This is a genomic window from Burkholderia sp. Ap-955 (assembly GCF_011753045.1).
GTDB classification, from domain to species: domain Bacteria; phylum Pseudomonadota; class Gammaproteobacteria; order Burkholderiales; family Burkholderiaceae; genus Burkholderia; species Burkholderia lata_D.
The window spans coordinates 26,616-45,091 of sequence record NZ_VWWH01000007.1 but is presented as its reverse complement, the minus strand read 5'-3'; the positions used below and the strand labels follow the sequence as shown (position 1 = coordinate 45,091).

Genomic DNA, 18,476 nt, shown 5'->3' with positions numbered 1-18,476 from the left:
CTCGTTACTCGAAACGGAAGTTCGACAGATCGACACCGACGATCAACGGAGCGGGCAGCGCCACGTTCGCGTCGGTACGCGGATAAATCCGGAAGCGTGTCGGCATCCGGATGCCTTGCACGTCGACGTAGTCGCTGATGTACCGCGCAGCCGCGTTGCGCCCCTGGATGTCGACCTCGTAGTCGTGCCGGCGCAGCAGCCCGTCCGCGTCGAAGTAGAACGTCTGCACGGCGCTATGCGTGGCGATCTCCGGCGCGAACTCGACATGCAGCCGCCGCCACGGCAGCCCGTCGACGATCCACGGCTCGATTTCGCGGCTGCGAACGCCGCTGTGACGCAGCAGGAACGGCGACGTCAGATACGTCCACATCGTGTAGCCGGCGAAGTACGCCAGCTGCGCGTCGGACCACGGCGTCTCCATTTCATAGCCGTCGAACGATGCGCGAGGTGCGTCGAGCGTATCGACCACGGTACCGTCGTCACGCCGGATCTCGACGCGCGAGGGCGTGTAGACGGAGTGGTCCGTCGTCGGAGCGAACGGGGCATGCGATACATGCTGCTCGTGCAACTGCACCGTCACGCGCGAATCGGTGAGCACGCCGTCGCGCTGCTTCAGCGCCCAGATCGCGCCCGTGTGATGCAACTGCGCCGATACGCTGCGAAAGCGCCTGAAGCGCTCCATTCCCCCTGCCGCGCGAATCGCCAAATCAACCAGATCTTCCATTTGTCATCCTAAACAATAAGAAACGTTTTCCTCATTCGTCCGCTGCGCGCGCGATCAGCCAGCGTGCACGCCGACGAACGCCGCGATGTGTCTGGCGCAAGCCACCGGATACTCGAGTTGCGGCCCGTGCCCGGTGCGCGGCAGCGTCACGAGATGCAGCGTCGGTAGCTGGCCGTTGAGCGCATACCAGTTCTCCACTGGGAACACGATGTCGTGATCGCCGCCGACATGAAGAACCGGAATCGACGTCGAGCGCAGCGCATCGAGCACGGCATCGACCGGAAAGGCCGGGTTCCGCGGGCCGTCGCCGACCTGCTCGCCGGCCCACGCGACCGGTACCGCCGGGCTCAGGTCGACCTTGCGCTGAGCGACGCGCGCGGCCGCAAGCTCGGCCGCCGCGCGGCTCGCGGCGGAGGCCGGCTCGAAGAACAGCGTGACGAAATCCTCGAAGTCGTTTTCGCGCTTCGCCATCGTGTAGAACAGCGGTTCGCCGGCCTTGACCAATGGGCCCGGCGGCGTGGTCGCGATCAGCACCGCGTGCGTGACGAGTTGCGGCGCTTTTGCGAGCACGATCTGCGCGGCCATCCCGCCGACCGACCAGCCGCCGATCACGGCCTTGCCGAGCTTGAGCGCGACGATCAGGTCGATCGCGTCCTTGGCGAGCGACGCAGGATGATAGGTTCGCTCGCCGCTCGACTGCCCGAGGCCGCTGTAGTCGAAGATCGTGACCTGGAAGCCCTGCTCGACGAGACTGTCGAGGAACAGCGGATCCCACGTGTCCATGGTTCCGCGAAAGCGCACGCACAGCACGAGCGGCGTGCCGCGGCCGAACATGCGATACGCGAGGCGCCGACCATCGACGTCGACGAACTGCGTTCTGGCGCCGAGGCTCGGACTATCGTTTTCCATAAGTTCTCCCGTTGTTCGAAACAAAACCGCGTAATGGACATGCCCGGTCGCGATGACGCCCGAACGCACCGTTGCCGCGCCCGCATGCCGCCCTGCCGCCCCTTCAGCATCCTGCGAGCGCGCGCATCACCCACTGCACGAGTTCGCGTGGATCGAGCGGTTTCTCCAGCACGCACAATGCACCGAGCCGTCTCGCCTCGAGCACCCGGCGCGCGCTCGGGTGCGCGGTCACGAAGATGATCGGCACGTCGCAACATCCTGCGCGCAGCACGGCGAGCAACTCGATGCCCGACATCCCGGCCATCTGGATATCGCACACGATGCAGTGCGACGTCCCGCTCGCGCCGTGCTCGAGAAACGCCTCGGCCGATGCGTACAGCCTCACGCGCACGCCCATCGAGCGCACGAGCGATTCCAGCGACTGTCTCATCGCCAATTCATCGTCGATGATGCAAACCGTCTTGTCGTGCACAGAGTGTCTCGCGTGACGCCACGCTCGCTGGCAGGGCCGGGAACGCAACCGGATTTCGGACAGCGTACCGACCGCCCCCTGTACCGGCAATCATGCCGAGGTATGGTGCGGCCGATACCGACCGTACCCGCTCGCGCGTCACCGGCCGTCCGCGCTGGCGGACGGCGCCGGTGCGACTGCCGCGGCATGGATCATCCTGTCCCAGTTGCACGGAACGGTGCGGCTGCGCCCCCGCGGCCGATACACGCGATCGCCCGGCTTGATCGGCGCACCGGTCAGCACGCAGCGCGACGCCGTTCTCGCGGTCACGCAATGCCACAGCTGTTCGCCGAAATGCCCGTACCTCGGGTCGCTCCAGCGCACGCTGACAGCGGTATCCGACAGAATCTCGACGATCCTGATCCGCGAGGCCATCGGCGCGGCGGCCTCGCGCGCGCCGTCGTTGCGCTTGCCGCGCACGCGCCGCCGATGCGAGCCGGGCACGCCCGCCGTTCTCGACGGATCCAGCAGGCCCATCAGCGCGCGTTCGAATACATCGTCGTATGCACACGTTGGCTGCGTCATCTCTACCGTTCCCCTCGCATTGAACGCGCATGCGCGGCTTGCACAATCGATCCGTCGCACCGACGCATCGCGAACATCGCCTCTTCGCCACCGGCCGCGCCGCGCGCTTCACTCACGTTGGAATCGAGTCTAGAGGAACGGTTTTCTGCGATCCATCAGACCGTGGTCGATGCCCTCCCATACCAAAGTCTGACCGTCGCGCCGGCCTGCATGCGCCCGCGGTCACGGCCAGCAACACGCGGCGATCTGCTTTATAGTTGCAACTACATCGAAGTCGGACGCGCACGTCGTTCGTCGTCCCGATCCTTCACTTCCGGTCATCCGGCTTCGCGCCGCGCGCGAGCCTCAGCAAGCACCACGTCCCCATGTCCACGTCCGCAGCCCCGACGATCGCCCCGCCTGCCGACTCTCATCCCGCGGAAAGCGAGCTGTTCCTGTCGGCGCCGATACCGATCCTGGTCGAAGACTGGTCGCGCGTTTATCGCGCGGTGAAGGAACTGGAGATGGCCGGGGTCACCGATATCGACCGCTACTTCGACGAGCATCCGCAGGCCGTCGCCCGGTTGCGCGCGCTGCATGCGTTCGTGGCGGCCAACGACGCGGTGGTGCAACTCTTCGACGCGGAATCGAAGGAGCATTTCCTGCAGCACGCGGAGATCCTGTTGCCGGCCGACCGGCTGAGCAACAGCGCGGTGCTGCGCGCGATCTACGAAAACCGGACGACCTGCCAGGGCGAGCGCACGCTGGTGACGTTCAAGGGGCGCCGCGTACCGATCGTATGGCGCTGCTCGCTGCCGAAGCACGAGGACGGCTACCGGCGCCTGCATTTCTATGCGTTCGACGTGACCGAGCAGAAGGAGAACAGCGACCGGCTCGCGGTATTGCGCGCGGAAGCCGCACGCGCGGCCCGCGTGTCGCTGTTTGCGGAGATGTCGGCCTCGATCCTGCATGAGGTCAGCCAGCCGCTGTCGGCCGTCGGTTCATCGGCCGAAGCGGCGTTGCGCTGGCTCGAGCGCGACGAGCCCGACGTCGCCGAAGCCGCTGCCGCGATCACGCAGGCCGCTCGGTGGGCGAGCGATGCGACGGAGATCTGCCGCAAGATTCGCGGCTTCATCGGCAAGGCGCCGGCGAAGTGCGTCGACTTCGCGGCCGCCGATGCCGTGCGCGCTGCGCTGTTCCTGATCGCACCGGAAGCCGCTGCACGCAACGTTCGTGTCGACAGCGACATCGATGCCGACGCACGCCTGTTCGCCGATCCCGTGCAGGTTCAGCAGGTGCTCGCGAACCTGATGATGAACGGCATCCAGGCGATCGAAAGCGGCCCGTCGCACGCGCGCACGCTGACGGTCTCGGTCAAACCGAGCGGCGCCGAAGTCGTGTTCGACGTATGCGACACGGGGCCGGGCATCGAACAGCAATCGATCGATCAGCTTTTCGAGCCGTTTTTCACGAGCAAATCCGACGGCATGGGAATGGGCCTCACGGTCGCACGCTCGATCGTCGACGCCCACCAGGGGCGCATCTGGGCACGCGGCGAACCGGGCGCCGGCTGCTGCTTCTCGTTCGCGCTGCCGGCCCACCCGCGCACGCCCGACCCGGCCGCATGACGCTCGCGGCGTGGCGCGCGGCGTCATGTCGCCAGTTGCACGCCGATCGCCTCAGACTTGCGCACGAGATCCGCAAGTGACGACGCATTCATCTTGCGCATCACCGATGCGCGATGCTGCTTGATGGTGATCAGGCTCAATCCGAGATGCGACGCGATCTGCTTGTTCAGGGCGCCGCTGACGACGTACGCAAGCACTTCGCGCTCGCGGCGCGTGAGCAGCTCGAACGACTGCCGCAACTCGTCATGCGTGTCGTTGCGGACTCGCCGTGCCGCGTCCAGCGACAGTGCGAGATTCACGGCGTCGATCAACTCGTGGTCGGTGAACGGCTTCACGAGAAAATCGACCGCGCCGCCCTTCAGCGCCTTGCGACACACTTCGACGTCCGCGAACCCCGTGATGACGACGATCGGGATCGACGGCCGGTCCGACGCCTGCTGAAACACCAGCCCGCTCTCCCCGCGCAGCCGCACATCGAGCAGCAGGCAGCTCGTGACATTCTCCCGGTGCGTCGCGCGCAGCTCCGCGGTACTCGCGAAGGTCACGACGCGCAGGCCCAGCGATCGCAACAACGTATCGAGCGATGCGCGTATGGCCGGATCGTCGTCGACGACGTATACAACAGCCGTCGAATCGTCTTTCATCGCTGCATCTGACATATCCTGCGCCCCAACCGTCCGTTCAGTTTTCATCATCGCGAACCGCGCGTCGCCCGACACGGCGCCGACGACGAGCGCCGTCCCGGCCACCCGCAAGGGCGGCCGCGGCCCGCGCAGCGCTTCGCCGATCCGCGCCACTTCGGCGGTTGCGTCATGCGCGTCGTGCGCGTCATGCGCGTCGTGCGGCGCGGCGGCGCGGCGTGCCTGCAGATGCCGGACACGCTTCGCACGTGCGGCAACGCAATCGGCGACCGGTCGCGTCCGTGCGGCACACACGGACGGCCCCAGCCTGGCGACTTGACGCGGGCTGCCGGGAACGGTTCGCAAAACCGTGAGCGGACGAGCGTGCGGCCCGCTGTTGACGAGTCGTCGGTTCGGCTCTCCCGAGCAGGTACCGCCCGAAGAACATTCTATTGAGGATGGGCGCACGTGGAGGGACGTAGTTCCCTCCTTTCGTGCCATGATGTTGCAGCGCGAAATCCGGTATCGGCCAGCCGCGCTCAGTCGGTGTCCGCGTGTTCCGGCTTGCGCTGGCGCCGCAAGGCCTGCGGCGGATGGCCGAACGCGCGCACGAACGACCGCCTCATCCGCTCGGTATCCGCATAACCGGTTTCCCGTGCGATCGTGTCGATGGTCCATGACGAACTCGTCACGAAATCCCGGGCCGTTTCGAGCCGGATGCGCTCGACTGCCTTTGCGGGCGTCAGGCCGGTTTCATCCTTGAAGCGGCGCGTAAACTGCCGCTTGCTCATCCTCGCCACGTCGGCCAGCTTGTCGACGCTCAGATCGGTGCCGAGATTCGCCCGGATGTGCGTGATGACGTCGTGGATCCGATTGCTGCGTGCCGGATGGTCGATCAGCACGGACGATTGCGGCTGCGACCCCGAGCGTCTCCAGCGCTCGAGCACCAGGTCTTTCGCGACCTGCAAGGCGGCGTCCGGGCCGAGATCCTCTTCGAGCATCGCGAGCGCCATGTCCATGGCCGTGCTCATTCCGGCTGAACTCCACAGCGAGCCGTCGCGCACGAAGATGCAATCCTTCTCCACCGACACTGCGGGATAGCGATCCCTGAACCGGTCGAGAAACGCCCAATGCGTCGTTGCACGGCGCCCGTCCAGCAGGCCCGCCTCGGCCAGCAGAAACGCACCGAGGCAAATCGACGCCATGCGTTCGACCTTGCCGGACAGATCGACCAGCAGTTCGCGCATGCGGTCCGTGAGCGGCGGCGTCGACAGCGAAGCGCCGACGAATACCGTGTGCAACTCCGACAGCCGCGCCGGTTGCGTCGATGCGCACATGCCGAACGACGCCTCCACGGGGCCGCCATCCTCCGAGATCACGCTCACCTCATAGAGCGAGCGGCCCGCGCGGAGATTGGCGATGTCGAACACGGACAACGCGAGCAGGCTCATCACCTGAAACTGAGGGACGAGGACAAGCCCAATGCGACGCATACTGACCTCACGCGAATCGACCCCGCCGGCGCATGTCGGCAGGGTCACAACAAACGGAAAAGCGGGCATGCGGCGGTGATCGCGGCATGCCAACCGGCACTCCGGCGATGCTACAAGATTTCGAGACAGGAAAGAATGGCCATGCTGCGCCCATGGCCGAGCGTTCGGGCCGGCCCGTCGCACGACGACTGACAGCAGGCGCGTGCCTGCGACGCTTACACTGTCCACCGTCACGTTCGTCACGACACAAGGAGCCCGGCATGCCGACGGTATGGGGACGACGCGTTGAACCCGGTGCAGCCGGCCCTGTTCGGATCGGGCGGCGATCTCCACCGACGGCGCGCGCGGATCGCGCGGCAGGCCTGCAGCGTGCCGCACAGCCGGACGCTAGAGCCGCACGATCGTCGACTTCAGCTCGGTGTACTTGTCGAGCGCATGCAGCGATTTGTCACGACCGTTGCCCGACAGCTTGTAACCGCCGAACGGGAAGTTCATGTCGTCGCTGCCGTCGCCGTAGCAGTTGACCCACACGGTGCCCGCGCGCAGACGTCGTGCCACCGCGTGCGCGGTCGAGAGGTCGGCCGACCAGACAGCGGCGGCCAGTCCATACTCTGTGTCATTGGCGATCCGCACGGCCTCGTCGACATCGTCGAACACGATCACCGACAGCACCGGCCCGAAGATTTCCTCGCGGGCGATCTTCGCATCGGGCTTCACCTCGAACACCGTCGGCTTGACATAGAACCCGCCCGTCTCCTCGCGCACGCGCATGCCGCCCGTGACGAGCTTGCCTTCGTCGCGCCCGGCACCGATATACCCCATCACGCGATCGAGCTGCGTGCGGTCGACGATCGCCCCCATCGTCACCGACGGATCGAGCGGGTGCCCGGGCGCGAAGCGCCGCGACGCGTCGACCAGCTTCGCGACGAATGCGTCCTTGATGTCGCGATGCACGAGCAGGCGCGAGCCGGCCGTACACACTTCGCCCATGTTGAAGAAGATCGCGTCGGCGGCCGCCTGCGCGGCGCGGTCGAGATCGGGGCAATCGCGCAGCACGATGTTCGGCGACTTGCCGCCGAGTTCGAGCCACACGCGCTTCAGGTTCGATTGCGCAGCGCACGCCATGATCTGCTGCCCCGTACGCGTCGACCCTGTGAACGCGATGCAGTCGACGTCGCGATGCAGCGCGAGCGCCCTGCCCGGCTCCGCGCCACCCGGCACGACGCTGAACACGCCGGCCGGAATGCCGGCCTCGCACGCGAGCTGCGCAACACGGATCGCGGTGAGCGGCGATTTCTCGGACGGCTTGAGCACGACGCTGTTGCCGGCCGCGAGCGCCGGCGCGAATTTCCATGCGGCCATCAGCAGCGGGAAATTCCACGGCACGACGGCCGCGACGACGCCGATCGGCTCGCGCGTGACGAGCCCGACCAGATGATGGTCCACCGGCGCGACTTCGCCGCCGACTTTGTCGATCGCTTCCGCATACCAGTCGACGCAATGCGCGGCGGCCGGCACGTCGATCGCCGTGGTATCGGCGATCGGCTTGCCGGTGTCGAGCGTCTCGAGCAGCGCGAGCTCGTCGAGGTGCTCGCGCATCAGCGCGGCCCAGCGCTGCAGCACCGCCTTGCGGGCGCGCGGGTTCATGCCGGCCCAGCTCCGCGCGTCGAACGCGCGGCGTGCGGCCGTCACCGCGAGGTCGACGTCGTCGGTGCTGCAATCGGCCACGTGCGCAAGCACGCCACCGTCGATCGGGCTCACGCAGGCGAAGGTCGCGCCGGTTTGCGCGTGGCGCGCCTCGCCGTCGATGAACGCGCGCCCTTCGATCCGCAGCACGGCCGCGCGGGCTTGCCAATCTTCGAATGTCGATTGATTCATGTGTTTCCTCGTGAAAGATCGCGGATCACGATCCGGTGACCGGATCGATCGGCGTAAAGATGCCCGCACGTGCCTCGATCGCTTCGCCCGCGGCGAGACACAGCGCTTCCTGGAAGCGTCCGGCGACGAGCTGCACGCCGGTCGGCACGCCATCGCGGATGCCGGTCGGCACCGACAGCCCCGGCAGCCCGAGCAGCGCGGTCGCGAGCAGCGGCCCCTGCCGCTCGACGATCGCGCGCATCGCGTCGTCGCCGTGCTGATCGGCGTCGATCGCGAACGGCTGCGCGCACGACACCGGCATCAGCAGCAGCGGATAGCGCGCGAAGAACTGCTGCCAGTCGCGCAGCAGCGCGGTGCGCCGCGCGAGGCCATTCATGTAGCCCTCGAGATCCAGCGGCTTCGCGAGACGGCGCTGGCTCGCGAACGCGGTACGGATCGCCGCGTCGCCGTGCTGCATGATCACGTCGCCGAGGCCGCTGCGCGCTTCGTTGGTCACCAGGTCCAGCCACAGTTCGCACGCTTCGGCGAACCGCGGCGGCTCCGCTTCCTCGACGATGCAGCCGGCTTCTTCAAGCCAGCGCGCGGCCTGCCGGATCGCGTCGACCACCACCGGATCGGACGGCACGCCCGGCAGCGCCGCGCAAACGGCCACACGCGCGGGGAACGCGGCTTCACGTGCATTCGGCGCGACCGGCATCCACCATGCGTCGCGCGCGTCGCCTGCCGCCATCGCGTCGAGCGCGAGCCGCAGGTCGCCGACCGTGCGCGCGAGCGGCCCCTGCACGGACGCAAGCTGCACCGCGAGCGTGCGGTCCTTCGACTGCGTCGGGTTGTACGCCGGCACGCGCCCGGTGCTGGGCCGCAGCCCGGCGACGCCGCACGCGTAGGCCGGGTAGCGGATCGAGCCACCCAGGTCGTTGCCGTGCGCGATCGCGCCGATACCGGCCGCCACCGCCGCGGCTGCGCCACCGCTGGAACCGCCCGGCGTCAGCGACGCATCCCACGGATTCGACGTGCGGCCATGCAGGTCGTTATCGGTGAACCAGCGGTACGAAAACGCCGGCGCATTGCTGCGCCCGATCACGATCGCGCCGGCCTTGCGCAGGTTCGCTGTCACCGGGCTGTCCTCGTGCGCGATCAGGTCCGAAAACGCGCGCACGCCGTTGGTCGTCGCGTATCCCGCCGTGTCGACGTTGATCTTCACGGTCACCGGCACGCCGTGCAGCGGGCCGACCGGTGCGCCGCGCGCGATCGCGGCATCGGCATCGGACGCCGCCTGCAACGCGCTGTCGGTCATCACGTCGACGATCGCGTTGATGACGGGGTTCACTGCTTCAAGCCGCTGCAGGCAGCTGCGCGTGAGTTCGGTGGCAGACACGTCGCGACGCGCGACGCGCTCGGCCATCTCGGCCGCGCTGAGGCGCCACAATTCCTGGGTCATGGGTTGCTCCTCGTTGATCTCGATGGTTGTCCTGAACCGGCCGCGCGTTACGCGGCCGGCTGTCCGGCTTGCGGTGCGTGCGATGCATAGATCTTGCGGCACGTTTCGACGACTTCCCACGTGCCGCGAAAACCCGGTGGAATCACGAAGCGGTCGCCCGCGCGCAACACGCGCTCGCGGCCGTCCGCGTCGCGCACGATCGCGACGCCGCTCAGCATCTCGCAATACTCCGACTCGTCGTACTCGATCGTCCAGCGGCCGGGCGTGCATGCCCAGATCCCGCAGCTGAACTGCCCGCACGGGCTGATGTAGTGATGCGACAGCGTCTGCAGCGGATTGCCGTCGAGCAGCAACCCGCTCGGCACGCGGCTCTGCGTGAGCTTCGCCGGTGCGCGCATCAGGTCGACGAGATTCGTGAGATTAGTCATGAGTGCCTCCAGGGCGTGAGTGATTCGAAACGTTTCGGTGCCGCGCGGCCTGGTGAACCGCCCGCGCGGGTCAGAGCAGGTCCATCATCCGGTGCCAGGTCATCGCGAGCGCCAGCATCGGCGTGCGCAGCGCGCGCCCGCCCGGAAAGTCGCGATGGCGAATCCGGCCGAACAGGTCGAAGCGCGTGGCCTGCGCGTCGATCGCTTCCGCGATCAGCCGCCCCGCGAGGCCCGTCACGTTGACGCCGTGCCCGGAAAATCCCTGCGCGAAATACACGGTCGGCTCGAGCCTGCCGAAATGCGGTGCGCGATTCATCGTCGCGTCGATCAGCCCGCCCCACGCGTAGTCGATCCGCACATCGGCCAGCTGCGGGAACGTCTTCAGCATGTCGCGCCGCATCGCGGCCGCGAGGTCGCGCGGCGTGCTCGTCGAACTGCTGGCCTTGCCGCCCCACAGCAGCCGGCGGTCGCGCGTCAGCCGGAAATAGTCGAGCGCCGCATTGGTGTCGCAGATCGCCGCATTGGCCGGCATCGTCTCGGCCGCGCGCGCGTCGTCGAGCGGCTCCGTTGCGATCACGTAGGTCGCGACCGGAATGATCTTGCGCGCGAGCGCCGGCGCCAGCCGCCCCAGGTACGCATTGCAGGCCAGCACGACATGGCGGGCATCCACGTGTCCGCGCGCGCACGTGACGCGGTGATGTGGCGCGGCACGATCGAGCGCAATCGCGGGCGTGTCCTCGTGGATCGTCACGCCGGCCTCGCGCGCCGCCCGTGCAAGGCCGAGGGTGTAGTTCAGCGGATGCAGGTGGCCGCTGCCTTCGTAGCGGAGGCCGCCGACGTAACGGTCCGATGCGACGAAGCGATGCATGTCGGTGCGCTCGACGACTTCGTAGCCGCGATAGCCGAAGCGTCTCGCCGCGGTATCGCGCCACGCGCGCAGCGCATCGAGATGGCGCGGCTTGTTCGCGGCGGTCAGGTAGCCGAAGGTCAGGTCGCAATCGATGCCGTACCGGTCGACCCGATGCCGGACGATCTCGACCGACTCCAGCCCCATCGCCCAGACGCGCCGCACGTCGTCTTCCGGCAGGTAGGCCGAGAACGTGTCGATATCGCACGCGTACCCGGCGATCAGCTGGCCACCGTTGCGCCCGCTCGCGCCCCAGCCGATCTTCGACGCCTCGACGAGCACGACCGAATGGCCGCGCTCGGCGAGCTCGAGCGCCGCGGACAGGCCCGTGAGCCCGCCGCCGATCACGCAGACGTCGGCCGTCACGGCCCCGTCGAGCGACGAATGCCACGTACGGTTGTTCGCCGTCGCTGCATAGTAGGACTGAACATGTTGCTGGTTTTCGAACTTGAGCATGTGCAAGACTCGCGAACGGCGTCGCGTCAGAACGCGTAGATGAGTTGGGTGGCGAGCAGGTCGTTCGACTTCTCGTACGACCCGTCGTGACGCAGGAAAACCTTGTTGCTCGCCCAGTCGTGCCGGTATTCGACCTTCACCGTCACTTGCTGGGTCGGGTAGAACAGCAGGTCGAACGCGGCAGCCTGCCGCGTCGCGCCCTTGCACTCGAAGCCGACGCCGCCGTTCGCCTTCGACAGCGCCAGGCAATCCGCATCGACGCCGAAGCCGTTGTTCGGGTCCATCCCGTTGCCGTTCAGGCCGATCGACGAGCCGCCGCCGCCGTTCTTCCGGTTCACGAGCAGGTCGTAGCGCAGCGTCGCACCCATGCGGCCGACCACCGGCGCGTTGAACTTGCGGTGCGCGAGCAGCGACAGCCCGAACCACTGTGCGAGCCCGCCGTTGAACGCGCCGTGCTGCTGCTGGCCGTAGTCGAACTCGGCGTTGTACTGCGCATCGGCGAGCGTGTAGGTCGCGTCAGCCTCGCCGAAGAAGAACGCGCCGTACGCGCTCGGTGCGTTACCGCCCACGCCGTAGCGCACGTTGCCGGTCGCCGGGTCGACCGCGCTCGGCAGCGTCTGGCGGCCGATGCTGATCGAGCCGCCGACGTCGAGCGCGCTGCCGCGCAGGTAATCGACGCGCGCGGTGAAGGTCGGCACCTTGTTGCTCGTCGTGATCGGGTCGCCGAGCGCGTTGACGCCGGTCTGCGTGACCGCGCCCGCGCTGCGGAACTGCTCGTTGCCGACGAAGAACTTCCACGCCCAGTGGCCGTCCGCGCTCAGGTAGTTGAGGCCCGCGCCGATCGACGAACCCGGATCGGAGAAGTCGTACAGCAGGTTGTGCGTGAGCGTCAGCATCATGTTCGACTGCTGGTATTCGTAGCCGCCGAAGCCCGTCACGAGCCCGCCGGTGAGCGCCGTCGTGCCCGACAGCGGTACGGTCAGGACGGCCGTGTTGATGATGTTCAGGCCGCTCGAGCCGCTGCCCGTCATCATCGACAGGCCCGCGCCGCGGTTCGGCATCAGCGTGATTTCCGCGGACGGCGCGGTCGGACCGACACCGAACGTCTTCTTGATGTCGAGGAATACATCGCCGAACGTGCTGTTGTAGTAGGTGTACGCGTTCTCGTGATTCGCGAACTGGAACGACGACGTGCCGGCACCCCGGTTGTATACGTAGGTCGGGTCGAGGTAGCCCGTCACCGACAGCCCGGCGATCGGGCCCGTGCGCGCGGCATCGGTCAGCGAATCGACCTTCAGCTGCTGGTTCGCAACTTGTTGCCGGAGTTCCGACACGTCGTCGTTGGTCAGCACGGCCGGTGCCTGCCCGTAGCCGGGTGCGGACGCATCAGCCGCCGCGCCGGTCGCCGGGTTTGACGCGTTCGCCACGTTCGCCGCCACCGATGCGGCCGACGGCTTCGCGCCGAGCTGTGATTGCAGCGCGCTCATCTGCCGTTGCAGCACCGCGATCTGCTGCTGCAGCGTCCGGATCTGGTCGGCGCTCGAGTTCGCCGCAGCCAGCCCCGGCAGCGCTCCGGCGATCAGCGCGCAGAGCATCTTCTTTTTCATGGAATGTCTCCTGGTCGTTCGTCACTGTTCGTCACTTCGTGGGATGCGGAATGCGGTCGTGCAGCGGCGGCGCGACAGGCGCGCGCGCGGACGGCATGGCGGACGGCGACGCGGGGGTGCCGGATACCTCGGGCGCGGATGCCGCGTGCCACATCCGCGTGTCGCGCGCGTGCCGCCGCTCGCGGGCCAGCATCGCGCGGTTCACGACGACGACCCCGATCATCACGACCGTGATGAACACCGTGGCGAGCGCATTCATCTCCGGGTTGAGCCCCATCCGCACGCGCGAGAACACGACGAGCGGCAGCGTCGTCGACCCCGGGCCCGACAGGAACGCGGACAGGATCACGTCGTCGATCGACACCGTGAAGGCAAGCAGCCAGCCGGACACCAGCGCCTGCGCGATCAGCGGCAGCGTGATCACGAAGAACACCTTCCATGGCCGCGCGCCGAGATCGAGCGCGGCTTCCTCGATCGAACGATCGAGCTCCTTCACGCGCGATTGCACGATCACCGCGACGAACGACAGGCACAGCATCACGTGGCCGATCCAGATCGTCAGCCAGCCGCGCCCGGCCGGCCAGCCGAAGGCCTGCTGCATCGCGACGAACAGCAGCAGCAGCGAGATGCCCTGGATCACTTCCGGAATCACCAGCGGTGCGTTGATCATCGCGGCATACAGCGTGAAGCCGCGAAAGCGCCCCATGCGGGCGAGCACGAAGCCGGCCCAGGTGCCGATCGCGACCGACGCGGTGGCCGTCAGCAGCGCGATCTTCAGCGACAGCCAAGCGGCTGCGAGCAGTTCGTCGTCGCGCAGCAGCGCGCCGTACCACTTCAGCGAGAAGCCCGACCACACCGTCACCAGCTTCGACGCGTTGAACGAGTAGACGACCAGGCTGACGATCGGGATGTACAGGAACAGGAAGCCCGCGCCCAGCACGCACGCGGACAGGATGCGATTCGCACGGTTCATGACCTGGCCTCCGCTTCGGTCTGGCTGTAATGAAGCAGCGCCATCGGCACGAGCAGCAGCAGCACCATCGTCACCGTCACCGCGGACGCCATCGGCCAGTCCATGTTGTTGAAGAATTCATCCCACATCACGCGGCCGAGCATCAGCGTGTTCGCGCCGCCGAGCAGCTCGGGGATCACGTATTCGCCCACCGCCGGGATGAACACGAGCAGGCTGCCCGCGACGATGCCGTTCCTCGACAGCGGCAGCGTGATGCGCCAGAACGCGGACCACGGCGTCGCGCCGAGATCGTTCGCGGCTTCGAGTAGCGTGAGGTCCATCTTCACGAGGTGCGCGTATAGCGGCATCACCATGAACGGCAGGTACGAATAGACCATCCCGATGTAGACGCCCGCGTCGGTGTGATACAGCCGCAGCGGTGTCGCGATCACGCCGAGTGCCGCCAATACATGGTTCAGCAGCCCGTCGTCCTTCATGATCCCGACCCACGCATAGACGCGGATCAGGAACGACGTCCAGAACGGCAGCATCACGCCCATCATCAGCAGGTTGCGGCGGGCCGGCGCCGAGCGCGCAATGAAGTACGCGATCGGGTAGCCGGCCAGCAGGCACATCAGCGTCGATGCCGCGGCCATCTTCAGCGAGCTGACGTAGGTATTCAGGTACAGGTCGTCCTGCAGCAGCAGCGCGTAATGCTTCAGCGACAGCACGACCTGCACAGTGCCGGCCTCCAGCCGCGCAAGTGCGGTGTACGGCGGGATGCCGAGCATCTGGTCGGCGAAGCTGATCTTCAGCACCAGCACGAACGGCAGCGCGAAGAACACGGCAAGCCACACGAACGGCACGCCGATCGCGACGCTGCGGCCCGATGGCAGGAAGCGCGCCAGGAAGTCGAAGCGGCCCGTGCGGGCGTGGCCGGTGCCGGCGCTCGCGGCGCCGGTCGGCACCGGCGCGGACGGATTGGAAGCGGAGGTTCTCATCGTGGCGTCCTCACTGCGTCAGCACGACGCCGCTGGCCGGCGACCACGACACGAACACGTCGTCGTTCCACGCCGGCGCGTTGTCGTTCATCAGGTGCGAGCTCGACAGGTTTGACACGACCGTCTTGCCGCTCGGCAAGCGCACGTGATACAGCGAGTAGCTGCCCATGTACGCGATGTCGGTCACGACGCCGCGTGCCCAGTTGTGCTTCGAGCCGGGTTTCTCGCGCGACACGTGCACACGCTCCGGCCGCACCGAGATGCCGACCGGCATCCCGAGCGGGCCCGTCACGCCGTGGTTCACATGCATGCGCGCCTCGAGGTCGTCACTTTCGACGAAGATGTGATCGGGCTCGTCCTCGACCACGCGGCCTTCGAACAGGTTGGTCGAGCCGATGAACTCGGCCGAGAAGCGGCTGTTCGGAAACTCGTACACCTCACCCGGCGCGCCGATCTGCACGATCTTGCCTTCGCTCATCACCGCGAGGCGGCTGGCCATCGTCATCGCCTCCTCCTGGTCGTGCGTGACCATTACGCAGGTCACGTCGACCTTCTCGATGATGTTCACGAGTTCGAGCTGGGTCTTCTGGCGGATCTTCTTGTCGAGCGCGGACATCGGCTCGTCGAGCAGCAGCAGCTTCGGGCGTTTCACCAGCGAACGGGCAAGTGCAACACGCTGCTGCTGGCCGCCGGAGAGCTGGTGCGGCTTGCGCTGCGCGTACTTGCTCATCTGCACGAGCGCCAGTGCATCGGCCACGCGTTCCTTGATCTCGTTCTTCGGCGTGCCTTCCTGCTTGAGGCCGAATGCGACGTTCGATTCGACCGTCATGTGCGGGAACAGCGCGTACGACTGGAACATCATGTTCACCGGTCGACGGTACGGCGGCAGCGACGCGAGGTCCTCGCCGTCGACGAAGATCTTGCCGGAGGTGGCCGTCTCGAGCCCGGCGAGCATGCGCAGCAGCGTCGACTTGCCGCAGCCCGAGCTGCCGAGCAGCGCGAACAGCTCGTTCTTCGCGATCGTCAGGTTCACGTTGTCGACAGCCGTGCTGTCGCCGAACTTCTTCACGACGTTTTCGATGCGGACGAAGGCGGCCGCAACCGATGCGGCAGGGAGCGTATGGATCATCGTCGTCCCCCTCAACCGCCCGACTTCAGCTGCAGCCACAGACGGTTCTGCATCCGCGCGATATCGGCGCTGCGCGGCATCGCGAGCGACGCCTTCGCGATCGTCGCGTCGGACAGGTAAATGCCCGGGTCCTGCACGATTGCCGGTGTCACGAACGGGCGCGCGGCCTTGTTGGCGCTCGGGTAGAAGATCTCGTTCGTGATCGCCGCGTTGGTCTTCGGGTCCTCGATGTAGTTGATCCACTTCAGCGCGGCTTCCGGATGCGGCGCATCCTTCGGGATCGCCATCACGTCGAACCACAGCAGGCCGCCTTCCTTCGGATTCACATAGCGGATCTCGTACGAGCGCTTTGCGTCCAGCGTGCGCCGCCGCGCGATACCGACGTCGCCCGACCAGCCGAGCACGACGCACACATCGTTGTTCGCCAGATCGTCCGCATAGCCGGCCGAGCTGAACTGCGTGACGTACGGGCGGATCTTCTTCAGCACGTCGTAGGCCGCCTGGTAGTCGGCCGGGTTCTTGCTCTCCGGGTCCTTGCCCATGTACTGCAGCGCCGCCGCGAACGCGGCGTCCGGCGCGTCGAGCAGCGAGATGCCGCAGCCCTTCAGCTTCGCCGCGTTCGCCGGGTCGAACAGCAGCGCCCAGCTGTCAGTCGGTGCGTTGTCGCCGAGCCGCTTCCTGACCGCCTCGACGTTGTAGCCGATCCCCGTCGTGCCCCATGCCCACGGCACGCCGTACTGGTTGCCCGGGTCGGCCTTCGCGACCATCTTCATCAGCAACGGGTCGAGGTTCGCGAGATTCGGCAGCTTCGACTTGTCGAGCTTCTGGTACACGCCGGCCTGGATCTGCTGCGCGAGATAGTTCGACGTCGGCACGACGATGTCGTAGCCCGAGCTGCCCGCAAGCAGCTTGGTCTGCAGCGTATCGTCGCTGTCGTAGCTGTCGTAGCGCACCTTGATGCCCGACTGCTTCTCGAAGACGGGGACCGTGTCCTTCGCGACGTACTCCGACCAGTTGTACACGTTCAGGTTGGTGTCGCCGGCATGGGCGGACAGGCTGGCCGCGACGGCCAGCACCGCCGACGTGACGCGCGCGGCGCGCAACGCCGCCGGTTGACGACGGATACGGATACGCATGGGGATTCTCCTTGTGATGGGGATCGGCCGTTGCGCCCGGTCCGGGTCCGGACTCGCGTCAACGCCGTCGAGCGGTATTCAGCACAAGGGCCAATGTAGAGATCGCGGCCGGCAGCGTCAGTCCCGAAAACCGGGACAAACGGCGACGTCGATTCCCGCCGTTTGGGTAGATTCCCGCGTAGGCAGTCGAAAATATTCGTGATACCTGTAGCGCCACCTGAAAATCTTCGACACCCGACGTCATGAGCGCTGCGCTGCCCGCCCCCGATCTCCCGCTGAGCCACGTCACGTTCGTGACCGAAACGCTGGGCGACATCGCACAAGCCGTCGGAACGCCGCAGTTCATGCGCGCCGTCTACGACACGCTCGTGCGCTACGTCGATTTCGACGCCGTGCATCTAGACTACGAGCGCAGCGCGTCTTCCGGCCGGCGCAGCGTCGGCTGGATCGGCAGCTTCGGCCGCGAGCCCGAGCTGGTCGCGCAGGTGATGCGCCACTACTACCGCAGCTACGCGAGCGACGATGCAACGTACGCGGCGATCGAAACCGAAAACGACGTGCAGTTGCTGCAGGTGTCCGCGCAGCGCGTGGCGAGCGAGCTGCGGCATCTGTTCTTCGATGCCGGCGACATTCACGACGAATGCGTGATCGCGGGCGTGACGGGCGGCACGCGTTACTCGATCTCGATCGCGCGCTCGCGGCGGCTGCCGCCGTTTTCGCTGAAGGAGCTGAGCCTCCTGAAGCAGCTTTCGCAGGTCGTGCTGCCGCTGGCGTCCGCGCACAAGCGCCTGCTCGGCGCGATCTCCGCCGACGACGCACCGCGTGACGAACTCGATCTCGACCTCGTCGCGCAATGGCTGCCGGAATGGCAGGAACGGTTGACCGCGCGCGAGATGCACGTGTGCGCGTCGTTCATCCAGGGCATGACGTCGGCGGCCATCGCGCAATCGATGGGGCTCAAGACCTCCACCGTCGATACCTACGCGAAGCGCGCCTTCGCGAAGCTCGGCGTCGATTCGCGCCGGCAACTGATGACGCTCGTGCTGAGAAACGCGTCGCGGCGGCACGACGCATAGCATCCCCGCGAGCCGGCCGCCGGCAGGTTGCGCGCGCACCCATCTCCGCGCCGCCTCATAACGATCCGACAATTTA

16 protein-coding genes and 1 pseudogene are annotated in these 18,476 nt (G+C 67.0%); 2 read left to right on the top strand and 15 right to left on the bottom strand.

All coding sequences use genetic code 11. The annotated features are described in order from the left end of the window. Positions 1-4: 4 nt before the first annotated feature. The 4 genes from F3J15_RS06390 to F3J15_RS06375 all read right to left on the bottom strand — a co-directional run bounded on the left by F3J15_RS06390 (position 5) and on the right by F3J15_RS06375 (position 2,669). A complete protein-coding gene (locus F3J15_RS06390; protein WP_166888868.1) occupies positions 5-724 on the bottom strand; it encodes a hypothetical protein in 720 nt (239 codons plus the stop codon). A gap of 54 nt (positions 725-778) precedes the next feature. Then, on the bottom strand, positions 779-1,633 hold the full coding sequence (locus F3J15_RS06385; RefSeq protein WP_166888865.1) for an alpha/beta hydrolase: 855 nt from the start codon (positions 1,631-1,633) through the stop codon (positions 779-781). 103 nt (positions 1,634-1,736) lie between these two features. Next, the gene (locus F3J15_RS06380) at positions 1,737-2,063 is read right to left on the bottom strand and encodes a response regulator (protein WP_240158708.1); all 327 of its coding nucleotides are present in this window, start codon (positions 2,061-2,063) and stop codon (positions 1,737-1,739) included. Between the two features lie 180 nt (positions 2,064-2,243). Then, positions 2,244-2,669: a DUF3331 domain-containing protein gene (locus tag F3J15_RS06375; RefSeq protein WP_166888859.1), complete on the bottom strand. Its 426-nt coding sequence runs from the start codon at positions 2,667-2,669 to the stop codon at positions 2,244-2,246. Between the two features lie 365 nt (positions 2,670-3,034). Here F3J15_RS06375 and F3J15_RS06370 point away from each other — a divergent pair, with 365 nt between their 5' ends. Continuing rightward, positions 3,035-4,276, top strand: coding sequence for a sensor histidine kinase (locus F3J15_RS06370; protein ID WP_240158711.1), 1,242 nt, complete (start codon positions 3,035-3,037; stop codon positions 4,274-4,276). A 23-nt stretch (positions 4,277-4,299) separates the two neighbouring features. Here the strand turns inward: F3J15_RS06370 and F3J15_RS06365 are convergent, their stop codons facing one another. The 11 genes and pseudogenes from F3J15_RS06365 to F3J15_RS06315 all read right to left on the bottom strand — a co-directional run bounded on the left by F3J15_RS06365 (position 4,300) and on the right by F3J15_RS06315 (position 17,324). Next, complete coding sequence (locus F3J15_RS06365; protein ID WP_166889099.1) at positions 4,300-4,935, bottom strand: response regulator; 636 nt, start codon at positions 4,933-4,935, stop codon at positions 4,300-4,302. A 500-nt stretch (positions 4,936-5,435) separates the two neighbouring features. Further along, positions 5,436-6,389 (bottom strand): GlxA family transcriptional regulator, encoded by a 954-nt coding sequence (locus tag F3J15_RS06360; RefSeq protein ID WP_166889096.1) that lies wholly within the window; start codon positions 6,387-6,389, stop codon positions 5,436-5,438. Positions 6,390-6,776: 387 nt separating this feature from the next. Next, positions 6,777-8,267: an aldehyde dehydrogenase gene (locus F3J15_RS06355; RefSeq protein ID WP_166888856.1), complete on the bottom strand. Its 1,491-nt coding sequence runs from the start codon at positions 8,265-8,267 to the stop codon at positions 6,777-6,779. 25 nt (positions 8,268-8,292) lie between these two features. Continuing rightward, complete coding sequence (locus tag F3J15_RS06350; RefSeq protein ID WP_166888853.1) at positions 8,293-9,708, bottom strand: amidase family protein; 1,416 nt, start codon at positions 9,706-9,708, stop codon at positions 8,293-8,295. Between the two features lie 47 nt (positions 9,709-9,755). Then, positions 9,756-10,136: a cupin domain-containing protein gene (locus F3J15_RS06345; RefSeq protein ID WP_166888850.1), complete on the bottom strand. Its 381-nt coding sequence runs from the start codon at positions 10,134-10,136 to the stop codon at positions 9,756-9,758. 70 nt (positions 10,137-10,206) lie between these two features. Next, positions 10,207-11,499, bottom strand: a complete 1,293-nt coding sequence (locus F3J15_RS06340; protein WP_166888847.1) for an FAD-binding oxidoreductase — start codon at positions 11,497-11,499, stop codon at positions 10,207-10,209. Between the two features lie 26 nt (positions 11,500-11,525). Continuing rightward, entirely contained in the window at positions 11,526-13,106 is a 1,581-nt protein-coding gene (locus F3J15_RS06335; protein ID WP_166888844.1) for a DUF3138 family protein, read from the bottom strand. Between the two features lie 31 nt (positions 13,107-13,137). Then, a complete protein-coding gene (locus F3J15_RS06330; RefSeq protein ID WP_166888841.1) occupies positions 13,138-14,079 on the bottom strand; it encodes an ABC transporter permease subunit in 942 nt (313 codons plus the stop codon). Next, complete coding sequence (locus tag F3J15_RS06325) at positions 14,076-15,059, bottom strand: ABC transporter permease subunit (protein WP_166888838.1); 984 nt, start codon at positions 15,057-15,059, stop codon at positions 14,076-14,078. Before F3J15_RS06325 ends, F3J15_RS06330 begins: the two co-directional genes overlap by 4 nt. Positions 15,060-15,069: 10 nt before the next feature. Next, positions 15,070-16,149: pseudogene (gene potA, locus F3J15_RS06320) on the bottom strand (polyamine ABC transporter ATP-binding protein); the annotation flags it as partial. 50 nt (positions 16,150-16,199) lie between these two features. After that, a complete protein-coding gene (locus F3J15_RS06315; protein WP_166888832.1) occupies positions 16,200-17,324 on the bottom strand; it encodes a polyamine ABC transporter substrate-binding protein in 1,125 nt (374 codons plus the stop codon). A gap of 242 nt (positions 17,325-17,566) precedes the next feature. Here F3J15_RS06315 and F3J15_RS06310 point away from each other — a divergent pair, with 242 nt between their 5' ends. Next, on the top strand, positions 17,567-18,400 hold the full coding sequence (locus F3J15_RS06310) for a helix-turn-helix transcriptional regulator (RefSeq protein ID WP_166888827.1): 834 nt from the start codon (positions 17,567-17,569) through the stop codon (positions 18,398-18,400). The last annotated feature ends 76 nt before the right edge of the window (positions 18,401-18,476 follow it).

What these genes read in the sequence shown, in the direction of transcription:
- F3J15_RS06390 (WP_166888868.1), bottom strand. Translation starts at nt 724, where the DNA reads ATGGAAGATCTGGTTGATTTGGCGATTCGCGCGGCAGGGGGAATGGAG.
- F3J15_RS06385 (WP_166888865.1), bottom strand. Translation starts at nt 1,633, where the DNA reads ATGGAAAACGATAGTCCGAGCCTCGGCGCCAGAACGCAGTTCGTCGAC.
- F3J15_RS06380 (WP_240158708.1), bottom strand. Translation starts at nt 2,063, where the DNA reads ATGAGACAGTCGCTGGAATCGCTCGTGCGCTCGATGGGCGTGCGCGTG.
- F3J15_RS06375 (WP_166888859.1), bottom strand. Translation starts at nt 2,669, where the DNA reads ATGACGCAGCCAACGTGTGCATACGACGATGTATTCGAACGCGCGCTG.
- F3J15_RS06370 (WP_240158711.1), top strand. Translation starts at nt 3,035, where the DNA reads ATGTCCACGTCCGCAGCCCCGACGATCGCCCCGCCTGCCGACTCTCAT.
- F3J15_RS06365 (WP_166889099.1), bottom strand. Translation starts at nt 4,935, where the DNA reads ATGTCAGATGCAGCGATGAAAGACGATTCGACGGCTGTTGTATACGTC.
- F3J15_RS06360 (WP_166889096.1), bottom strand. Translation starts at nt 6,389, where the DNA reads ATGCGTCGCATTGGGCTTGTCCTCGTCCCTCAGTTTCAGGTGATGAGC.
- F3J15_RS06355 (WP_166888856.1), bottom strand. Translation starts at nt 8,267, where the DNA reads ATGAATCAATCGACATTCGAAGATTGGCAAGCCCGCGCGGCCGTGCTG.
- F3J15_RS06350 (WP_166888853.1), bottom strand. Translation starts at nt 9,708, where the DNA reads ATGACCCAGGAATTGTGGCGCCTCAGCGCGGCCGAGATGGCCGAGCGC.
- F3J15_RS06345 (WP_166888850.1), bottom strand. Translation starts at nt 10,136, where the DNA reads ATGACTAATCTCACGAATCTCGTCGACCTGATGCGCGCACCGGCGAAG.
- F3J15_RS06340 (WP_166888847.1), bottom strand. Translation starts at nt 11,499, where the DNA reads ATGCTCAAGTTCGAAAACCAGCAACATGTTCAGTCCTACTATGCAGCG.
- F3J15_RS06335 (WP_166888844.1), bottom strand. Translation starts at nt 13,106, where the DNA reads ATGAAAAAGAAGATGCTCTGCGCGCTGATCGCCGGAGCGCTGCCGGGG.
- F3J15_RS06330 (WP_166888841.1), bottom strand. Translation starts at nt 14,079, where the DNA reads ATGAACCGTGCGAATCGCATCCTGTCCGCGTGCGTGCTGGGCGCGGGC.
- F3J15_RS06325 (WP_166888838.1), bottom strand. Translation starts at nt 15,059, where the DNA reads ATGAGAACCTCCGCTTCCAATCCGTCCGCGCCGGTGCCGACCGGCGCC.
- F3J15_RS06315 (WP_166888832.1), bottom strand. Translation starts at nt 17,324, where the DNA reads ATGCGTATCCGTATCCGTCGTCAACCGGCGGCGTTGCGCGCCGCGCGC.
- F3J15_RS06310 (WP_166888827.1), top strand. Translation starts at nt 17,567, where the DNA reads ATGAGCGCTGCGCTGCCCGCCCCCGATCTCCCGCTGAGCCACGTCACG.